Raw genomic sequence first — 17,229 nt, forward strand, 5'->3', positions numbered from 1 at the left:
GGAAAGCAGAATAATTTTTGATTGATTATACATTTTCCATCACCTCTTCTCCGTATTGAGCAAACCGCAAAAGCGTATTGTTGCCAGACGGCATAGACAACGTAGGGGAAAGCGATACACCAAGCAGCCCTTCTATACTCAGAAAGATGTTATTTCTTGCTAACTCTTTCTCCGGTATGCCATTTTTATTTTCTTCCATCTGCTCCCTGAATGAATCAACATTATAACGATGCTCAGTAAAGGTACGCTTTTCCACTATCCCGGCATTATCAATCAGCTCTAACACCTTGTTATACATATAGGGCATATAGGAGGTCATAAAATGTTCAAGAAGATTTAAATTAACGCCTCTGTCCGGATTGCTGCCTTTGGGGAAAAAGTCATTTAGATCTGCCTGCGTTAATGACGCTTTAAACTCTTTTTGCTGCTGGCCAGCCTGCTGCATCTCCTGTTCCGCCAGCGCAGGCACCAGGTAAAGTTTAGCCTTTAGAGGAAGTGAATTTCTGATAGGAATACACCCTGCCGGCGTTGGCAGGTCTCTCTTACACTCTTTCCACTCCCTGCTCTGGGTGGCGGTGAGAAAGGCCACCGTATTACCGTGGTGCCAGAAGCAGTCTCCCCAGGCAACCATCTGGTAAGCGAGAAGTTCACCCACTGACCAGAAAAAACCGAGCGTTCCCCCCAACCATCCCCAGAGTTTATATAACTCATTATCCAGGTTGGCTTCCGCGGGTACGGCTGGAATCGGATCGTTATCATTGATATGGCGGAAATGGGTAATCTCCGACAATTGCATTACGGCATCGCGGGTGAAGGTTCGGGGCATTCCATAGGTGTAAAGAACTGGATTGATATTTTTCAATTTTGCCGAATGAATTAATGCCAATGCGCCACCTAAGCTATGACCACAAATAAACAAATCCCGCTCACCGGCCAATTGCTCCAACTTTGATATTTCTTTACTAAATTTTTTATCAATTCTTCTGTATCCACTCCAGAACCCGGTATGCACTTTTCCAGCAGGTAGTAAGCCAGTACATTGCGTTTTATCTTTATCACAGACTTGAGAACTTACCGGCCTGAACGCAAGATCCGTCCCCACATCAAACAAGCTGGCCGTTCCGCGCCAGGCAACGATCACCTTATTCGCGTTATAAACATAATAAAGCTGCGTATCACCGTCTGCCTCTGTCGCAGCAGTATCGACTCCTGTCTGTGCTGTTGCCTGTGAATTCTTCTTATCCACCTTAGGTGAAGTATCCCGTGAGGTATCCATAAACACCGGGGGATAATACCGATCGCTGAAGGGAATATCCTGTACCAGAGTATTCCATGCAGAGCCGTCTTTATAAAGCTGAGGCAAGCGGGAAAGATCCTGACACTGGTTAATAAAAAAGCGCGTGATTGACACCGTATCCAGAGTGCTGTCATCTGCATAAGCAAGCGTTGCTGCTGCCCCAAGGTTAATTCCATTCGTAATGGAATAATCCTTTTGATGATGCAGAACAAGCTCCCAGGCCCTGAAGGGGCATATTTCAATCACATGGCGTTTTTCAAGTTCATTTGTACGGATTTTAATTCCCTTAAATGCTGTTTTTGCAGGGAAGTGATATGCGGGCAACATTTCTCCGGGCCTTAATTCCAGGTTTGGGGAACTCTGGCAGAGCTCTCCCACTACCGCATAGTGCCAGATATAGCCCTTCCCTTCTGCCCCAGGACGAACAACAGAATCATTTTCCGCATCCCTGCTAACACGCAAGGCGCGTTTTTCCATTTCCGTTACCAGCTGATTACTGTCTAAAGTCAGTCTCAGCTCCAGACCGTGCGGCATGTCGACCCTGATTAGCCCGTCAGCATCGCTGTGACCAGAATAAGTGAATCCCTCTACTAGCCCGGAAACCGGATGGGCACTTTCCACAGTCCATGGCATATTCGCGACAGGATCATTCTGTTCATCTACAAGCTGAATTTCGACCCAATATGGCATTTGCTCTTCGCATGGAGCATGAGGATTTTTACGGCAGAGAGAGGATACAGCTGTAGTCATTTTATTCGCCCTCCTGGCTGTCGGCAATATTTCGCGGATATTCAATTTTTAACTGCGATGGCATAGACGTAAATATTGGAGATGTCTTTCCATCTGCACCGGAAATGCCCTCATAAACGTCCCCTTCAGCCGTCGTAATTTTATATGTGGTGAAGGGCTTGACTGCCCCACTGGCTGATGACGTTGTGGTAAACCCTTCGCTGTACCCTTTAGGAAAAGTCACAGGTGGTGTATCTAAACTGGCAGGTCCGGTCTGATTGACATTCGCGGCTTTCAGTAAAATATTCCCCGGGCATCCCAGTTCAATATTCCCGCCGCTAAGCTTTATATAAGCGCCCCCACAACTAAAAACCAGCTCCTGGCTGGCATTCACCTTTACACTTCCCTGACCACTGGTGATGGTGATGTCCTGTAGCGCCGAGACATTCATGGCATCCGCCTGCGCCTGAATATCAACCTTCCCTGCCCCGGCATACATTTTCATTCCTGCAGCCTGTGCAAACAAACTTACAGCCTCGCTTGCCGCTACAGTGAACGATTGCCCGGTGCTGATATCCGTGTTTTTCCCGGACATCAGACCAATACTTGCCCCGCCTGAAGCAAGCCGGACAGCCTCAGGGCTCAGAATGCCTATTCCGGCTGGCGCACTGGCCAGCATTCCTGGCATTTTTAGATATTTCAGTGAACGGTTAAGTGTCTTCTGGCTGTCGATATCGGATACCGTTGCCTTCGCCCCTTTAGCCGCAGCCTGCAGGCTTCTTGCCAGCGTGAGAGCCTGTTCCAGTTGTTCTACAGCCCTGTCCATTTCAAGCATTTTACTGCCGACGTCAGGCTGAGCATCTGCAGTAAGCAGAATGCCCTTACCACCACGAACACTGACCCAGTCGTTAGTACGCAACTCTGCCCCTTCACCACGAAGAACCCTGGAAGCATTGACGTTGTGCCCTAAATTCAGTTGGGTCTTACCCCCGTATTCGGTACTGAGCTTAATGTGCTCTTCGCCGCGCTTGTCCTCCATCCGCAGTTTGTTCAGGCCAGCTGTGCGAATGACGTTGCGAGTGCTGTTGGCCTCCGTAACATGGTCAACGTGGCGGGAGTCGTGGAGGGCATGAGCAATATACGGACGATCCGGATCGCCTTCATGGAAGGCAATGGCAACTTCAGTACCCTGTATCAGCGGGAAGTGGAAGCCGTATTTGTCACCTCCGTAAGGCTTGGCAAAGCGCACAGGCATACTTTCCATGCCCTGGCGTTTATCGTCGCGGTCAGCATCGAATTTCACCCGGTACATGCCGGATGCATCCTGCCAGGCGTAGATGTCGTTATCTTTGGCACTGGTCACACGCGCCATCAGCGTGCCGCTGACCACCGGGCGCTTTTTAGCGGCAGGTCGCCAGCATCGGTTCTCGTAATATGGCATCCCCTCCCACATCACCATCAGGGCATCTTTACGACTGGCGATATAGCTCGTGCGGGTAATGATAATGCCGTTGTCCGTTTCTGATGGCAGGGTAGGCGACACCACACGTTCACTGATGGTCAGCACCTGGGCCGGAGAAAGCAGGGCATCATTACTACTGCCGCTGATAGTCGTCTGCCCGGACAGGAAACGTTCATGTTCAAGGCGTGCCCAGAAGTTGCCGGTTTCTGCTGCGGGGGTGATTTTGTCGCCGCGTTCAAGATGACGTGGCAGGTAGTGATACACATCACCGTAGGTCACACCTTCACCATCACCCCTCGTCATGTCTGCCGGTACAGAAGTCAGGATATTCTGGGCTTCACGGTGATTGTAATCACTGGCGGTGACAGAGCGCTCAACTACGTTCTGTCGGACGTGAACCCCCCATACCGAGTCCGCTGCATTGTCACTCATGCCCGATGGACTGCTCAGTGGCAGCGACTTACCGAACGTCCATGCACTCTGCTTGTCTGCAAAATGCACCACCTCAGTCTGGGTGTCGGGTTGCAAGGTAAAGAAGTAGAAAATCCCCACTTCAGCCAGCAGACGCTCAATGAACGCGAGATCGTTTTCCTTGTACTGGTTAATCTGTTCACGCTTCGGATAGTCAGCTTTGAGGGTGAACTCATACTCCCAACCTTTCAGACCATGCTCCTGCAATACTTCAGTGACAACTTCCGGTACTGACTTATTAACGAAAAAGCGGTGGGTACGGAATTGATTGCGCAGCAAAGACAGGAACGGCTCAATAATAATCTGGTACGTAGCCTGGTCACGTGAGCCACTGATACGCTTAAAATGCGTCACCACACCATGCACCACTTTCTGCCCGGTCATCCCCATCAGAGGCCCGGTCCCCATGGTCAGCGTGGCAGGCTTAGTCAGCAGTTGCGCTGAACTGATATTTTGATCGCTGCTGGTAAAGATAACCTGGTAGTAATAAAGCTCACTCATAAACTCCTTACCGCTGAAAGTTTCCACATCCAGTAAGGCTGTGCAGGACGGAATATCCAGACGATAGCGGTTCAGCCCGCCATCAGTTAGCGCAGACAGGGTGTTCTTAAGCGTATCTGTCAGACTCATGATATTGACTCCATGGGATAACCTGCAGTCCATGACTTTATTGCCAACGGGTAAGTAACAGGTTCAATCAGGGTACTCAGCGAGTACGAAAAAGGGTGATTACGGCTCCAGCCCCGACAGCACACATGAGGGCTTTAACCAGCAACACGGTCATTTCAAAGTTGTCCATCGCATTTTCCCCATTACCACTGATGGGAATAAAATGCTTAACAAACGTGTAAATAAAAGCTTCAGGTAGAAATAGAACACCAACGATAACAAACAGAAATAAGATGAAAATTTCAATCTACTAGCCACCCCAACGTCAGGAAACAAAAGATTAAGCTATATATTTACAAAAAAATTTAAATACGGACACTTATTACACTTGCTATTCTGGAGCCTTAATTGAACCATACGGCCTTGCGAATTCGCGATCTGTCAAAGGGAAATTATACACTTGATCATTATTAATACCGACACCAACAACAAAGCTTCTCGCTTCTTTATTATCAAGTGTTGGATGAAGTACAAACTCAACTATATACTTGCTACCATCTTTAAAATTAAAATAAGATGGAGGAATACATAATTCACCTTCAATAACCTTAAGGCCGGGGGAAAAATTAAAATCTTTCTCCATTGAAGGCGTCCCTCGCAGATTGATACCCATATCTACTGGCTGATAATCTTGTGCATTATCAATATTCACGCAAACATTATCACCCTTTTTACTCACCTTTGCAGTTTCATCAAAACGAAATCTGTCACCTGGTCCAGGGCATCCCGTCAGGATTGGAAGACAAAAAAACGCTAACAACAAAGAGTTAAGCTTAATAAAATAGTTACGTCTCACCATGGAAAGCCCCTCAAAGCATTTTTATATCCCTCACGTATCACCGACTCAGAAGTATCCCCATCGAGCGTAATATCGGGGTATCTTTTATTTTCAAGGTGACTCCAGATTTCATACCCAAAAGTCTGTAAAACAAAATTATCTGCAATAATCTGCGCCTGCTGCTCCATCGGATATTCGCTTAAGAGACGACCATCAAGTGTATAACGGTAACTCACCATCCAGCTCACCAGCCCTCTGAAGATCACATTCATTCCTTTTCCACGCTGCCAGACATGACTTATTTCATGGATGAACAGATGCTGAAGACTGTCGGTTGTCTGTGAGAAATCATCGAAATATAGATCACGAAAATAGATCTCCCCGTTCGGGGTCATCGCCGTATTGTTATCCTGTAAATTGAAAGGGAGATAACTTTCTCTGTGTATCCATACTTTCGAATAATCAATGGTGGATAAAAAAACGGATTGCGCCAGCTGTATTTCCCCCGCCGTGAGTAGTCTGACACCACCCTCTTTGATTCTGAACCCATCCTGCGTTTCATCAGCCATGTGTAAACTCCAGCCCTATGCCCTCTTCCTCACTCCATCCCAGAGTCAGGGAGTGTGGTTTCTGCTTCGCCGCCATATGGCTCAGCAACTGCTGACTCAGCACCGGCAGAATCTGCTGATTCAGCAGACTGTCAACATTCCTCGCACCAGTATCCGGCAGCAGGCAGGCGGCGGTCAGCGCGTCATACAGGCTCTCTTCAATATGCGTCCGCAGGCCGTAGTGTCGGTTCAGCCGCTTACTGACCTGTGACAGCTTCATCTCCACGATGGTGCGCATAGCCGCTTCCGCCAGAGGACGGTAAATCACGGTCTGGAAGCGGGCCAGCAGTGCCGGCTGGAAGTGGTCACGTAATATCGGGCGCAGCAATTCGTGCAGGTCGCCTTCGGTGGCGTCAGGCTGTTCTTCCAGCAACTGCATCAGGTGGTCGCTACCGAGGTTGGAGGTCATCAGAATAACGGTATTGCGGAAGTCGATTTCACGACCTTCCCCATCACGCATAAAGCCCCGGTCGAATACCTGATAGAACAGGTTCATGACGTCACGGTGGGCTTTTTCCACTTCATCCAGTAGTACCACGCTATATGGTCGTTTTCGCACGGCTTCGGTCAAAATACCGCCCTGACCGTACCCGACATAGCCCGGCGGCGAGCCTTTCAGCTGCGAAACCGTATGCGGCTCCTGGTATTCAGAAAGGTTAATCGTGATGAGTGACTTCTCGCCGCCATACATGACATCGGCCAGCGCAAGCGCGGTTTCAGTTTTCCCGACACCACTCGGCCCCACCAGCAGGAATACGCCCTGCGGGCCGTTCTCGGACGTGAGGCCCGTTTTTGCCGCGCGCAGACGCTGAGCGAGGGCCTTAAGCGCCGTATCCTGCCCGACCACACGCTTCCCTATTTCATTTTCCAGCGTCAGCAGTTCGGTCTGCTCGTCTTTCATCAGCGATGACAACGGCACACCTGTCCAGTCGGCTATCACGTTGGCAACGGTACGTACATCCACATCCAGGGAGAGCAGCGGGTTACCGCGCTGCATCTCGTTAAGCTCCTGATGCAGCTGGTGAGTCTCGCTCTGGCGCGAGATATCCTGACGGCTTTCGAGCAATTGAGCGGTCAGCTTCAGTTCCTGACCATACTGGCTTTCGAGTTCATCGAGCGCCACAATCAAGTTTACCTCTTCCTGCTCTATCGCGCTCAGACGTCCAGCATGACTCTGATTGCCAATCACGATATCTTCCAGCAGCGCCTGCTTCTCCATGTCGAGCGCGGTGATAGATGCGCGATAACGAATAAGTTGCTCCGGAACCGTGTCGATGCTCATGCGTACGCGGGCGGCAGCGGTATCCAACAGATCCACCGCTTTATCAGGAAGTTGACGTCCCGTCAGATAACGGCGCGACAGGGTAACTGCGGCACGAACCGCATCATCGGTAATGTGCACATGGTGATGTTCGGCGTAGCGGGATTTCAGGCCCCGCAGCATCAGGCAGGCGGTATCGTCATCCGGCTCATCGACTTTCACCATCTGGAAGCGGCGCTCCAGGGCTGCATCGCGCTCAAAGTATTGTTTGTATTCAGACCAGGTGGTGGCCGCGATTGTCCGCAGTTCACCCCGCGCCAGCGCGGGCTTCAGCAGGTTGGCTGCATCCGCGCCACCGGCCTGGTTGCCTGCACCGATGATGGTATGCGCTTCGTCGATAAACAGCAGAACGGGTACCGGGGACTGCTGTACTGCATCAATGACGTTTTTCAGACGCTGTTCAAACTCCCCCTTCACACCCGCGCCCGCCTGCAGCAGGCCGAGGTCAAGCGTACGTAGCACCACGGTTTTGAGTGATTCCGGCACATTGCCTTCGGCGATTCTGAGCGCCAGGCCTTCAACCAGTGCGGTTTTGCCCACGCCCGGCTCGCCAACCAGAATCGGGTTGTTTTTGCGTCGACGGGAAAGAATGTCCACCATCTGACGAATTTCGGTGTCACGACCGAACACCGGATCGATTTTGCCTTCTTTTGCCTTCGCAGTGACATCAAGGGTGAATTTATCCAGCGCATTCTGCAACGCAGGGTTGAGTTCTCCCTCTTTTACTTCTGCACCCACAGGGCGCCCGACGAACTCGACTTCTCCACCATGACTTTGCGCCAGTTCCGCTTCCTGCTGCACTTCCGGACGTTCATCTGACTGCGCATCAAGCAACGGTCGAAGACGCTCAAGCTGACTCTGGCCCAGGGTCAGCAAAGGCCACAGACCGTTGCAGCGCACCAGGTTTTGTTTCTCAACCAGTGCCATCAGTAAATGCACACTGCGGATATGTTCTTCACCCGCCAGTGAGGCTATCAGCCAGGCTTGCTGCATCAGAGACTGGATGCTTTCTGAAAGCTGCGGCCGATGGCGTACCGAGCGTGGCTGTTTATCCAGCCAGCCCAGTAAATCCTGCCAGATGCCGTCCATATCCCATTCGTAGCGGCGAGCCAGCACCGTCAGGTCACCTTCCCCCTGCTCCAGCAGCTTCAGCAGCCAGTGCTCCGGCAGAATTTCTGCATGCGCGCGAGTCTGGCAGAGCGAAGCTGCACCTTCCATTGCCCACGCGCAGTATGGATTAAGACGTCGAAGGAGGATTGCCGGGTTTTCCATGTTGGTTTTACTCACTGTTGTGGACCTTTCGGACACGCTACCGCCCCTGGCCGTTACCGAGGCCCATAAGGTCTGTTTCCGGGATGTGATGTTTTCTTTGCTCAGCGCCTGCAGCGGCAGACGTTCAGCAAAGAGAAAAGCGGACAGGAAAACCTGCCCGCTTGCGACTTACGCAGTAGCGCGTTCGTTCCAGGAGTCGGAATGAATGATGTTGCCGTCTTTGTAGGTCCAGGTGATTTTTTCGTAACGCAGTTCAACGCGCTCAAGGTGGTTGTGCTTCTCTTTAGAAGGATCCTTAACGTCATACATTTCAGGATTCACCTTCACCACCTTCACGTTTTCCAGTTTGGTGTTGAAATACTCCACTTCCTGGCCCGCGTCGTTGATTTTGTACCACTTGAATTCCGCAGACTTCAGGGTCTGACCCGTGGTCACAGCCTTATAAAGATATGGGCTGGAGGAATCGATTTCTTTGGTGAACAGGAATGGCGTGTGGATACGCGTCCCGGTCAGCTTGCCGGTATTGTTATCGGTCGGGATGTACAGGTTGTGTTCCTGAGCCACCACTTCGATGCTGCCTTCACGGTCCTGAACGTCTACAGACCCTTTAATGTCCGCGCCGCCATCGTCTTTCAGCCAAAGATAAACAGGAATTGCCATGGAATTACTCTCCATTTAATTGTGATGCGCCATCATCCTGCGATGGCGCCGGGTGTTTGCCGGGTAGCTGACAGGCGTTCGCCTGCGGCACCAGACTGATTTCGACACGGCGGTTGAGCGCACGCCCTTCCGGGGTGTCGTTGGTTGCAGCAGGACGGCTTTCGCCATAGCCCTGCACAGCAAAACAGCTTTCAGGTACGTCGCCGGTGTCTCGCATCCAGTTGCGCACTGCTTCGGCACGTTTCAGCGAGAGCATCTGGTTCAGTTGCGGATTTCCGGTGTTATCGGTATGGCCGGATACGACAATCAGCCAGCCCGGCTTCGCTTTGATGCCCACCAGAGAATTCACCAGCATTTTGGTAGACCCCGCTTTGAGCACAAATTTTCCGGAGTCGAACAACGACATGCTGTCGAGACGAATGGTTTTCGGACCCTGAATAATTTTCTTAATGACCGGAGGCGGCGGTGGCGGAGGTGCCCAGTCACTGACTGCGGCCTCAACGGGCGGAATCAGTCGCAGTCCCTGATACAGACCCAGGCGATAACGCAGTGGCTCCCCGCGACGTTGCCAGTCGTCCAGCAATGCGCCATCGGCCCGCAGGCGCTGCTGCGCACGCAGTTTCGGGGCAACAGGCTGACCCGTCAGCTGGTGATATAACGCAAGGTGATCGCCAACGTTACGAATGAGGCGCTGGTTGTTCATCCAGGACGCCAGCATCGCCAGCGCGAGAAAAATCCCGCCCAGTAATCCGGCATAACGCCAGAACACCATCCTGCGGCTCACGCCACATCGGCGCGGCAACGCCGGCAGCAGCAGTTCAGGCAGCGGCAGTGGCTCGGTGCTCACAAAGGCATCCGGTGGCAGCGCCGTCACGGAAGTGATGTGTTGTTGCCAGAGATTGCCCGCGATACCACTCACCGGCACTATGCACATACCCTGCACGCAGGGCGTCATCACCGGTAACTCCCCCCGCCGTAGCGACAGCAGGTCGTTCACCGCGCTGTTTTGCCAGGCAAGCAGACTGTCCAGCCACAGGCCATGGCTCAAACGCGAAAGACGCCTGTCCGTTCCAATTTCCAGAGGCCAATCCGCCAGTGACACATTGCCCTGACCGGGCTGATACACCTGAATACCGCTTCGCGGGCTTACCGTGGTAAACCAGACGGGCTCAGCCTCTGCACAGGCCACAGGAGGAGATAACCAGGTCACGGTCCACAGCGGGGGGATAGTGCCAAATGCCGCACGGCACCGGACGACAGCACGCTGCCAGCCCCGAAGATGCTGGGTAAAATCATCGCCGGAGGTGTGCTGTTCAGGTACCACCGCCAGCATGACGGAGATTTGCGACACCTGAGCCGGACGCACCAGGGTCAGGTGTTGTGCCAGGAGTGGCAACTGCTCCGCATCCTTCACCCACAGATACCAGCCCTGTCGGGTTTCCCGGTTATGGGAGCCGGACACAAACAGTGGGCTGTTGTCGCCACAAACAAGGATCACCGCACCCTGAAAATCTTCCGGCGGCAGATTTTCATCCACAATTTCCCGAACAGCGGTCGCCCGTGCCTGAGAAGCCCGGCGCTGACGCCAGAGCATCATCCCGGACACCAGCACAACCAGCAGACTGAGTGCCACACGGCTGCCCGAGGACAGTGGCCAGAATCCCAGGATGAGCCACAGCGCCAGTACGACACCCATGGCAGTTAACAGACTTCGGTACGCATCCCGCATCGCTTATCCCGGCCTGACTGTCTGGCTTACCATGTCGGTAAGCGAAGATGAAAGGAAGAACCAGAGCGCCACCAGGACGACAGCGGCCACAACCCAGCTCAACCAGTACCAGCGGCGGCCGCTGCGCAGGCGTGATGCCCGGGCAACGAGGGGGGCGTCCTGTGCCAGTGAGAAGGCCGGCACCCGTCCTGCAAGCGCGCGAACAATATCTTCCCGACGCTCATCATCTTGGGCGCGATACTGACCGACGAATCCCAGCTGCAGGGTCCGGTACATGCAGGTCAGGACGGCGGCGTCAGGGGCAGTTTCTTTCAGCAGGTTGCGGATCCGTTCCCACAACTCTTCGCCGGCATTGAGGGTACCAAAGAAGTGTGCCTGAAGCGGGTCACGGCGCCAGGTCAGGTAACCATCATCGGTAGTTCCCCGGTTCATCACGCTCTCATCAAGCAGTGCACACAGGGCATACACCATATGGTCACAGCTGATGTCGCTGTAACCTACCTCCGTGAGCGCCGCTTTTGCCTCCTGCACCAGACGGCAGGCCCGACGATAGAGACCTTCCCCGTCACGAACCTCCTGTCCGCCCCGCAGCTGGCTGGCCATCAGCCAGCCGGGGTAGAAAATACGCTCAATTTGACTTATTTCTGATGTATTCATGTGCGCAGCACCGCAAAGAGTTCAAGTTTCACATCCCCCAGTGAGCGCGGGGTATAGAAGGTGCAGCTTCCCGCTTCCAGCATCGCCCGCGCTGCCTCACTACTCAGATCCAGCGAGAAATACTGGTTCTCAAGGCGTAACGGGATAGCGGCCGGCACATGGGTCAGCGGCTTGATAACCATCCCGCTCAGGGCCACATTCACCACATCCGAAACATCTTCAAAGCTGCCCGCTTTACACAGCTGCGGGAATTTCGTCTGAAGCTCATGGTTCGGCATGGAGGAGCGTACGGAGAGGTAGAAATCTGCCCCTTCGCGCAGGCGCGCATCGTGCAGGGCACCTTTCCAGATCTGATCCTGATGCTCCAGGTGGATACTCACCACCCGTGACGGCAGGCTCGCTTCCAGCAGCTTATCGAGCAGTGCCAGCAGCGGCGGGAATACCCGCTCCGGTGCATCGTGCTGATAGGCAGGAATATCGCCAGCGTCATGCTCCAGTGAGAAGGTCAGCAGACTGCCGGCGAGGCGTGCCAGTTCGCGGTACAGCAGTTCCGGGTGACGACCCGGAGTCTGTAGCAGTTCTGTTAACACCGGTTCTGCACTGTTTAGCGCATTGAGCAGCCAGAACAGGGAGACATCCGCGACCGCAAAGTCCGCCATTCGCTCGTTACTCTCACGGCGCATGGCCATCAGACGCTTACGTCGTGCCTGCAGGCGCACCAGCAGATCACCCAGTTCGGTGATCAGCAACGGGCTTGCAGAAACGGAAAGCATCGGTGGGATGAAAGCCGGGTCCCGGCTCCATTGTCCCTGAGCATTACGCACCAGACGGGCGAGCGGGCAGGTCAGGTATGCGGTATTTTCTTGAGTGGACAAACGCAGAGTGATGGCATTACGTAGAATGGCCAGTTCCCCCCTTTCATGCCCGGCCAGTTCCTGGACTACCACACGCTCTGCTTTCCAGCGACGCGGGCGTTCACTGTCCTGTCCGTTATCGAGGTTACCACCACTGGCGCTCAGCAGCGGCAATGCGGCTACCACCTCAACTGTCTCAGAGCCATTTGCGGCTGATAAATCACAGACCGGGGGAAGATTATCCGCCAGATCCGTATCAACAATCGTGCCGTCCTGGAAACGCACCACCAGACGGATAGCATTCAGACGCGCAAGCGCAAGCGCGGCATCATCAAACTCTGCAGCAATCACCCCCCAGGGATGAGAAATAACCATCCCAGCGACCATGTAGGCAACGTTTTCATCCCAGCGAGCTTGCTGCTGGAATTGTTGCGGGGCCAGAGCGGCCCCATCCTCCCAAAGTGGGCGGTAAATTTTCATCCCTGATTACCCCTCGCCTTACGATTTCGCCTTCGGCATCTGGGAAACCAGTGACAGGTTGACGTCCATGCCTTCGACCTGGAAGTGAGGGATCGCGTACAGCTTCACGCGGAAGAAGCCCGGGTTGTCTTCAATATCTTCGACAACCACTTTCGCATCACGCAGCGGGTGAGACGCCTGCAGTTCATCGCCCGGATCGGTCATTTCAGTGACCAGACTGCGAACCCAGGTATTCAGCTCCAGTTCAAGCAGACGGCGATCCTTCGTGGTACCGATGTTTTCGCGCTGAATCAGCTTCAGGTAATGGGCGATACGCGACAGCAGGAAGATATACGGCAGACGCGCGTTGATGCGGCTGTTAGCCGTTGCATCTGCGGTGTCATACAGCGCCGGTTTCTGGCTTGAGTTAGCCGAGAAGAAGCAGGCATAGTCGCGGTTTTTGTAGTAGGACAAAGGAATGAAGCCCAGATTCGCAAACTCAAATTCGCGGGTTTCGGGGATCATGACCTCACTGGGGATTTTTACCTGATTGCCGGTACCGAGATCGTAAAGATGGATAGGCAGGTCCTGAACCGCACCACCGGCCTGCGGACCACGAATCTGTACGCACCAGCCATTATTGATAAAGCTACGCACCATGTTGGAAGCAAAGGCAAAGGAGGCATTCGTCCACAGGTATTTGTCGTGATCCGGACCTTTGACCTCTTCGACATAATTGAAGCTGCGAACGGGAACGGTATCTGGCCCGTACGGTAAACGTCCCAGTACGCGCGGCATGACCAGGCCGATATAGCGAGCGTCGTCGGTATCGCGGAACGATTTCCACTTGATGTACTCTGCGCGGTCAAAATAGTTACCAATATCTTTTATCGCAGCGACGTCTTCCATGGACTCTTTAAGGAAGAATTTTGGACCTGCTGAGCCGATAAACGGCATGTGCGCAGCAGCGGAGACTTTAGAGATGTTGCGCAGCAGCGCGACATCCTGCGCTGAAGCATCGAACTCGTATGCGGAAATCAGTGCCGCAATTGGCTCGCCGCCTGGGGTATCATATTCATCAATATAGGTGTGTTTATACAGGCCACTCTGGATGATTTCCGGGCTGTCTTCGAAGTCCTGACGCAGGTCTTCTTTAGACATACTCAGCAACTCAATTTTCACGTTCTGGCGAAAATCTGTTTTATCAATCAGCGACTTCACTCCGCGCCACAGACCTTCAACTGCCTGAAACTCCTCATGGTGCATTACCGCGTCCAGCTGACGGCTGATCTGGTAATCGAGTTCAGCAATGTGGTGATCAATCAGGCTTTTATCCAGTTTTTCGACTTTCGCACCGGCTTTGGTCAGACATTCCAGGAAGACCTGCATACCTGCCGTCAGACGTTCATCAGCGGTCGCATCCGACATCGCCTGCGCGTCCTGCCAGATATCCAGGGCGCTCAATTCAGAGACGGGACTTAAGTTGATTTTCTCAAACAGGGAGGCGTAAACCCCACCCGCAGCAGGACGTTCCAGCACCATGCTTTCACCGCCAGCAATATTATTTTGTACAGACATGAGCATTCCTTGATTAATCCGTTAAAACATCGTGATGGTTAAGCTTTTTTGGGTGCCAGTGCGGATAATTCATTGCGCAATTCAGCGCTAAGCGACTGGTCAAGAACGATTTTTTCCAGCTCTTTTCGGAAAGTCTGGTTATCCAACAGGTTGGCCTTAAGATCGCGGAGTAAGTTGCGCATCGCCAGCATCGCCTTCAGCTGTGGTATCTGGGCAGCCACCTGCTCTGGCGTAAAATCTTTCATGCTCTGGAAAGTCAGCTCAATATTGTCCTCACCACCATCATCTGACAGGGTGTTTTTGACGCTCAGATTAACTTTTGGGGAATATTCGGAAAGAACACTGTCGAAATTATTTTTGGTGATGTTAACTTTTTCACGCTCAGATATTGGCGCAGCATCCTGACCATTACTGAAATCACCAGCAACAAGCAGTTTTAAGGGTAATTCCATTTTCTTGCTTGCTCCGCCAGTATGCAGGTCAAGCTTCAGGTTAATACGTGCCTTAGGCACTTCATTCTGAAAACTGTCAGACATTTGATCATCCCTCTTTGTTTTGCGATGCAAACTTCACGGTATCGTTCTTGATGCGCAATATTAGAACAATGATCGACCGCAAATCAAATACACAGATCATTTATCCGCAATTAGAAAATTCTTAAGAATTTTCCTCTAAGATATTATTGCAACTTATCAGACCAACCCAGAAAAAGAAGCTACTCTTTTTCTGTAAAACAAATATTTGTATCGTAAAAGAGGTTGCAGCCAGTCAGATGCTAAAAAAACAATATTGTTTTGATTTGCATCACAGCACTATATCAAAAACACAGGAGAGAACTGCTTTAGACTCGATAAAAGGAAAGATGAATAAATTATGGGCTCAGGCACTCCATTCATTGGATGAATAATAAATAAGAACTTTCACAAAGAAAATTCTTATTTATTAAACGAAGAGGTAAAAAAAAATATGAATACGGAATCTGCCACAAAAAAATAGCGCTTTTAATCCATCCTCTCTCGAAGAGGCTTCCTGCCCGACTCAGGTGGAAGGTGTTCTCATGACTGACTGCCTATAAAAACTGTAAAATCAACCACCTCCTTGACTGCCGCTTTTTTAATCAAAAACGAGTAATAGCACATAACATATAACGGTGCTACATTACGCCGCCCACCCAAATCAGCAGTGGTCAGGCAACGCCGTAAAGTTCGGTAAAGCCTGAAACCATCACCTTGAAGAACGGTCTTAATGGCACGTCGTATCGCACACGCTGCGCTACCTTTACAGGCTTCACATAGGTTTTACTATCTTGTCTCAATCCAAATTTGAACGTGCGTTTTTACACCCGCGTTACTGGTTTACATGGTTTGGTCTTGGCGTACTCTGGCTGCTGGTGCAACTTCCCTACCCTGTGCTGCGTTTGCTGGGGTCGAAACTGGGCAGCGCCTCTCGCTATTTCCTGAAACGTCGCGAAGCCATCGCGCGCAAAAACATCGAGCTTTGCTTTCCTCAGTACAATGCTGAAGAGCGCGAAAAATTGATCTCTGAAAACTTTAAATCTATCGGTATGGCGCTGCTCGAAACCGGTATGGCCTGGTTCTGGTCGGATGAACGCGTCCGCAAGTGGTTTGATGTCGAAGGGCTGGACAACCTTAAACGCGCGCAGTTGCAAAACCGCGGTGTGATGGTTGTGGGCGTTCACTTTATGTCGCTTGAGTTGGGTGGCCGGGTGATGGGTCTTTGCCAGCCAATGATGGCGACCTACAGACCGCACAATAGCCCGGTAATGGAGTGGGTACAGACGCGCGGCCGCATGCGTTCCAATAAAGCGATGATCAGCCGTAATAATCTGCGTGGAATGGTCGGTGCCCTGAAGAAAGGTGAAGCCGTCTGGTTTGCCCCTGACCAGGATTATGGACGTAAAGGCAGCAGCTTTGCCCCCTTCTTTGCCGTTAAAGACGTGGCGACAACCAACGGTACCTTTGTGATTTCGCGGTTGTCAGGCGCCGCCATGCTGACCGTGACGATGGTGAGAAAAGCGGATAAATCAGGCTATCGTCTGCACATCTCTCCTGAAATGGCTAACTATCCTGAAAACGAATGCGAAGCCGCAGCGTTTATCAACAAGGTCATCGAAACTGAAATCATGCGCGCGCCAGAGCAATATCTCTGGATGCATCGCCGTTTCAAAACGCGCCCACTTGGCGAAGCCTCGCTCTATATTTAAGTCCCGCGTGACGGTTAGTTTCGATAAGAAACTAACCTTTTCAATCACCTGTAATAACCCCGTGTAACGGTTTTTCGTCGCGTCGCTCAAAGTGAATTTATTGCGTTGTGAAATCAAACTGTCGCCGTTCCACGACACCCGTAAGTGTCGGAAATTATTTAAAAAAATCCCTCTTGTCACCCCTCTTTTTTAGGCGTACATTAGCGCCGTCTGGCTACAGGAAAGCACAGAATTCTGAGCTGGAGTCGGCGGCATAGCGGGAAAATTCTCATTTCCGTTTTGGCCGGATTTCAGTTCTCTATACTCAGTTGGACTCTGTTTTTAAATGCGTACCACAAGATACGCGGAGCGATGAAACGTGAAATATTTCTTTATGGGCATTTCGGTGATCGTTTTAGTCTGGGCCGGAACCTTTGCCCTGATGATCTAGTGAAGAACATGCAGTCAAAAAGACAGGAGCC

At 52.0% G+C, this 17,229-nt stretch carries 13 protein-coding genes; 2 read left to right on the plus strand and 11 right to left on the minus strand.

Going from position 1 to position 17,229, the window contains the following annotated elements:
* Window positions 1-25: 25 nt before the first annotated feature.
* The 11 genes from ACOTYN_RS19145 to tssB all read right to left on the minus strand — a co-directional run bounded on the left by ACOTYN_RS19145 (window position 26) and on the right by tssB (window position 15,080).
* Entirely contained in the window at window positions 26-2,047 is a 2,022-nt protein-coding gene (locus tag ACOTYN_RS19145) for a lipase family protein (RefSeq protein WP_063433765.1), read from the minus strand.
* Between the two features lies 1 nt (window position 2,048).
* Complete coding sequence (locus ACOTYN_RS19150; protein WP_071921993.1) at window positions 2,049-4,589, minus strand: type VI secretion system Vgr family protein; 2,541 nt, start codon at window positions 4,587-4,589, stop codon at window positions 2,049-2,051.
* A gap of 370 nt (window positions 4,590-4,959) precedes the next feature.
* Window positions 4,960-5,427 (minus strand): putative T6SS immunity periplasmic lipoprotein, encoded by a 468-nt coding sequence (locus ACOTYN_RS19155; protein WP_081367660.1) that lies wholly within the window; start codon window positions 5,425-5,427, stop codon window positions 4,960-4,962.
* Window positions 5,421-5,975: a hypothetical protein gene (locus tag ACOTYN_RS19160; RefSeq protein ID WP_045134535.1), complete on the minus strand. Its 555-nt coding sequence runs from the start codon at window positions 5,973-5,975 to the stop codon at window positions 5,421-5,423. Before ACOTYN_RS19160 ends, ACOTYN_RS19155 begins: the two co-directional genes overlap by 7 nt.
* On the minus strand, window positions 5,968-8,607 hold the full coding sequence (gene tssH / locus ACOTYN_RS19165) for a type VI secretion system ATPase TssH (RefSeq protein WP_071921996.1): 2,640 nt from the start codon (window positions 8,605-8,607) through the stop codon (window positions 5,968-5,970). The genes ACOTYN_RS19160 and tssH overlap by 8 nt, the downstream gene beginning before the upstream one ends.
* A gap of 168 nt (window positions 8,608-8,775) precedes the next feature.
* Entirely contained in the window at window positions 8,776-9,267 is a 492-nt protein-coding gene (gene hcp / locus ACOTYN_RS19170; RefSeq protein ID WP_014884709.1) for a type VI secretion system effector Hcp, read from the minus strand.
* A gap of 4 nt (window positions 9,268-9,271) precedes the next feature.
* The gene (locus ACOTYN_RS19175) at window positions 9,272-10,996 is read right to left on the minus strand and encodes an OmpA family protein (protein WP_170860649.1); all 1,725 of its coding nucleotides are present in this window, start codon (window positions 10,994-10,996) and stop codon (window positions 9,272-9,274) included.
* Window positions 10,997-10,999: 3 nt separating this feature from the next.
* Window positions 11,000-11,653 carry a type VI secretion system protein TssL, short form gene (gene tssL, locus ACOTYN_RS19180; protein WP_071921991.1) on the minus strand — a complete coding sequence of 218 codons (654 nt, stop codon included), beginning with the start codon at window positions 11,651-11,653 and terminating at the stop codon, window positions 11,000-11,002.
* Entirely contained in the window at window positions 11,650-12,987 is a 1,338-nt protein-coding gene (tssK, locus tag ACOTYN_RS19185) for a type VI secretion system baseplate subunit TssK (protein ID WP_071921990.1), read from the minus strand. The genes tssL and tssK overlap by 4 nt, the downstream gene beginning before the upstream one ends.
* Window positions 12,988-13,005: 18 nt before the next feature.
* The gene (gene tssC / locus ACOTYN_RS19190; RefSeq protein WP_014884713.1) at window positions 13,006-14,550 is read right to left on the minus strand and encodes a type VI secretion system contractile sheath large subunit; all 1,545 of its coding nucleotides are present in this window, start codon (window positions 14,548-14,550) and stop codon (window positions 13,006-13,008) included.
* A 32-nt stretch (window positions 14,551-14,582) separates the two neighbouring features.
* Complete coding sequence (gene tssB, locus ACOTYN_RS19195; RefSeq protein WP_014884714.1) at window positions 14,583-15,080, minus strand: type VI secretion system contractile sheath small subunit; 498 nt, start codon at window positions 15,078-15,080, stop codon at window positions 14,583-14,585.
* A gap of 767 nt (window positions 15,081-15,847) precedes the next feature.
* Between tssB and lpxP the strand changes: the two genes are divergently transcribed.
* On the plus strand, window positions 15,848-16,768 hold the full coding sequence (lpxP, locus tag ACOTYN_RS19200; RefSeq protein ID WP_087529900.1) for a kdo(2)-lipid IV(A) palmitoleoyltransferase: 921 nt from the start codon (window positions 15,848-15,850) through the stop codon (window positions 16,766-16,768).
* Window positions 16,769-17,126: 358 nt separating this feature from the next.
* Entirely contained in the window at window positions 17,127-17,198 is a 72-nt protein-coding gene (gene ypdK / locus ACOTYN_RS19205; RefSeq protein WP_099458937.1) for a membrane protein YpdK, read from the plus strand.
* Window positions 17,199-17,229: the final 31 nt, after the last annotated feature.

This window comes from Enterobacter cloacae complex sp. IR5458 (genome assembly GCF_049238025.1).
Lineage (GTDB): Bacteria > Pseudomonadota > Gammaproteobacteria > Enterobacterales > Enterobacteriaceae > Enterobacter > Enterobacter kobei.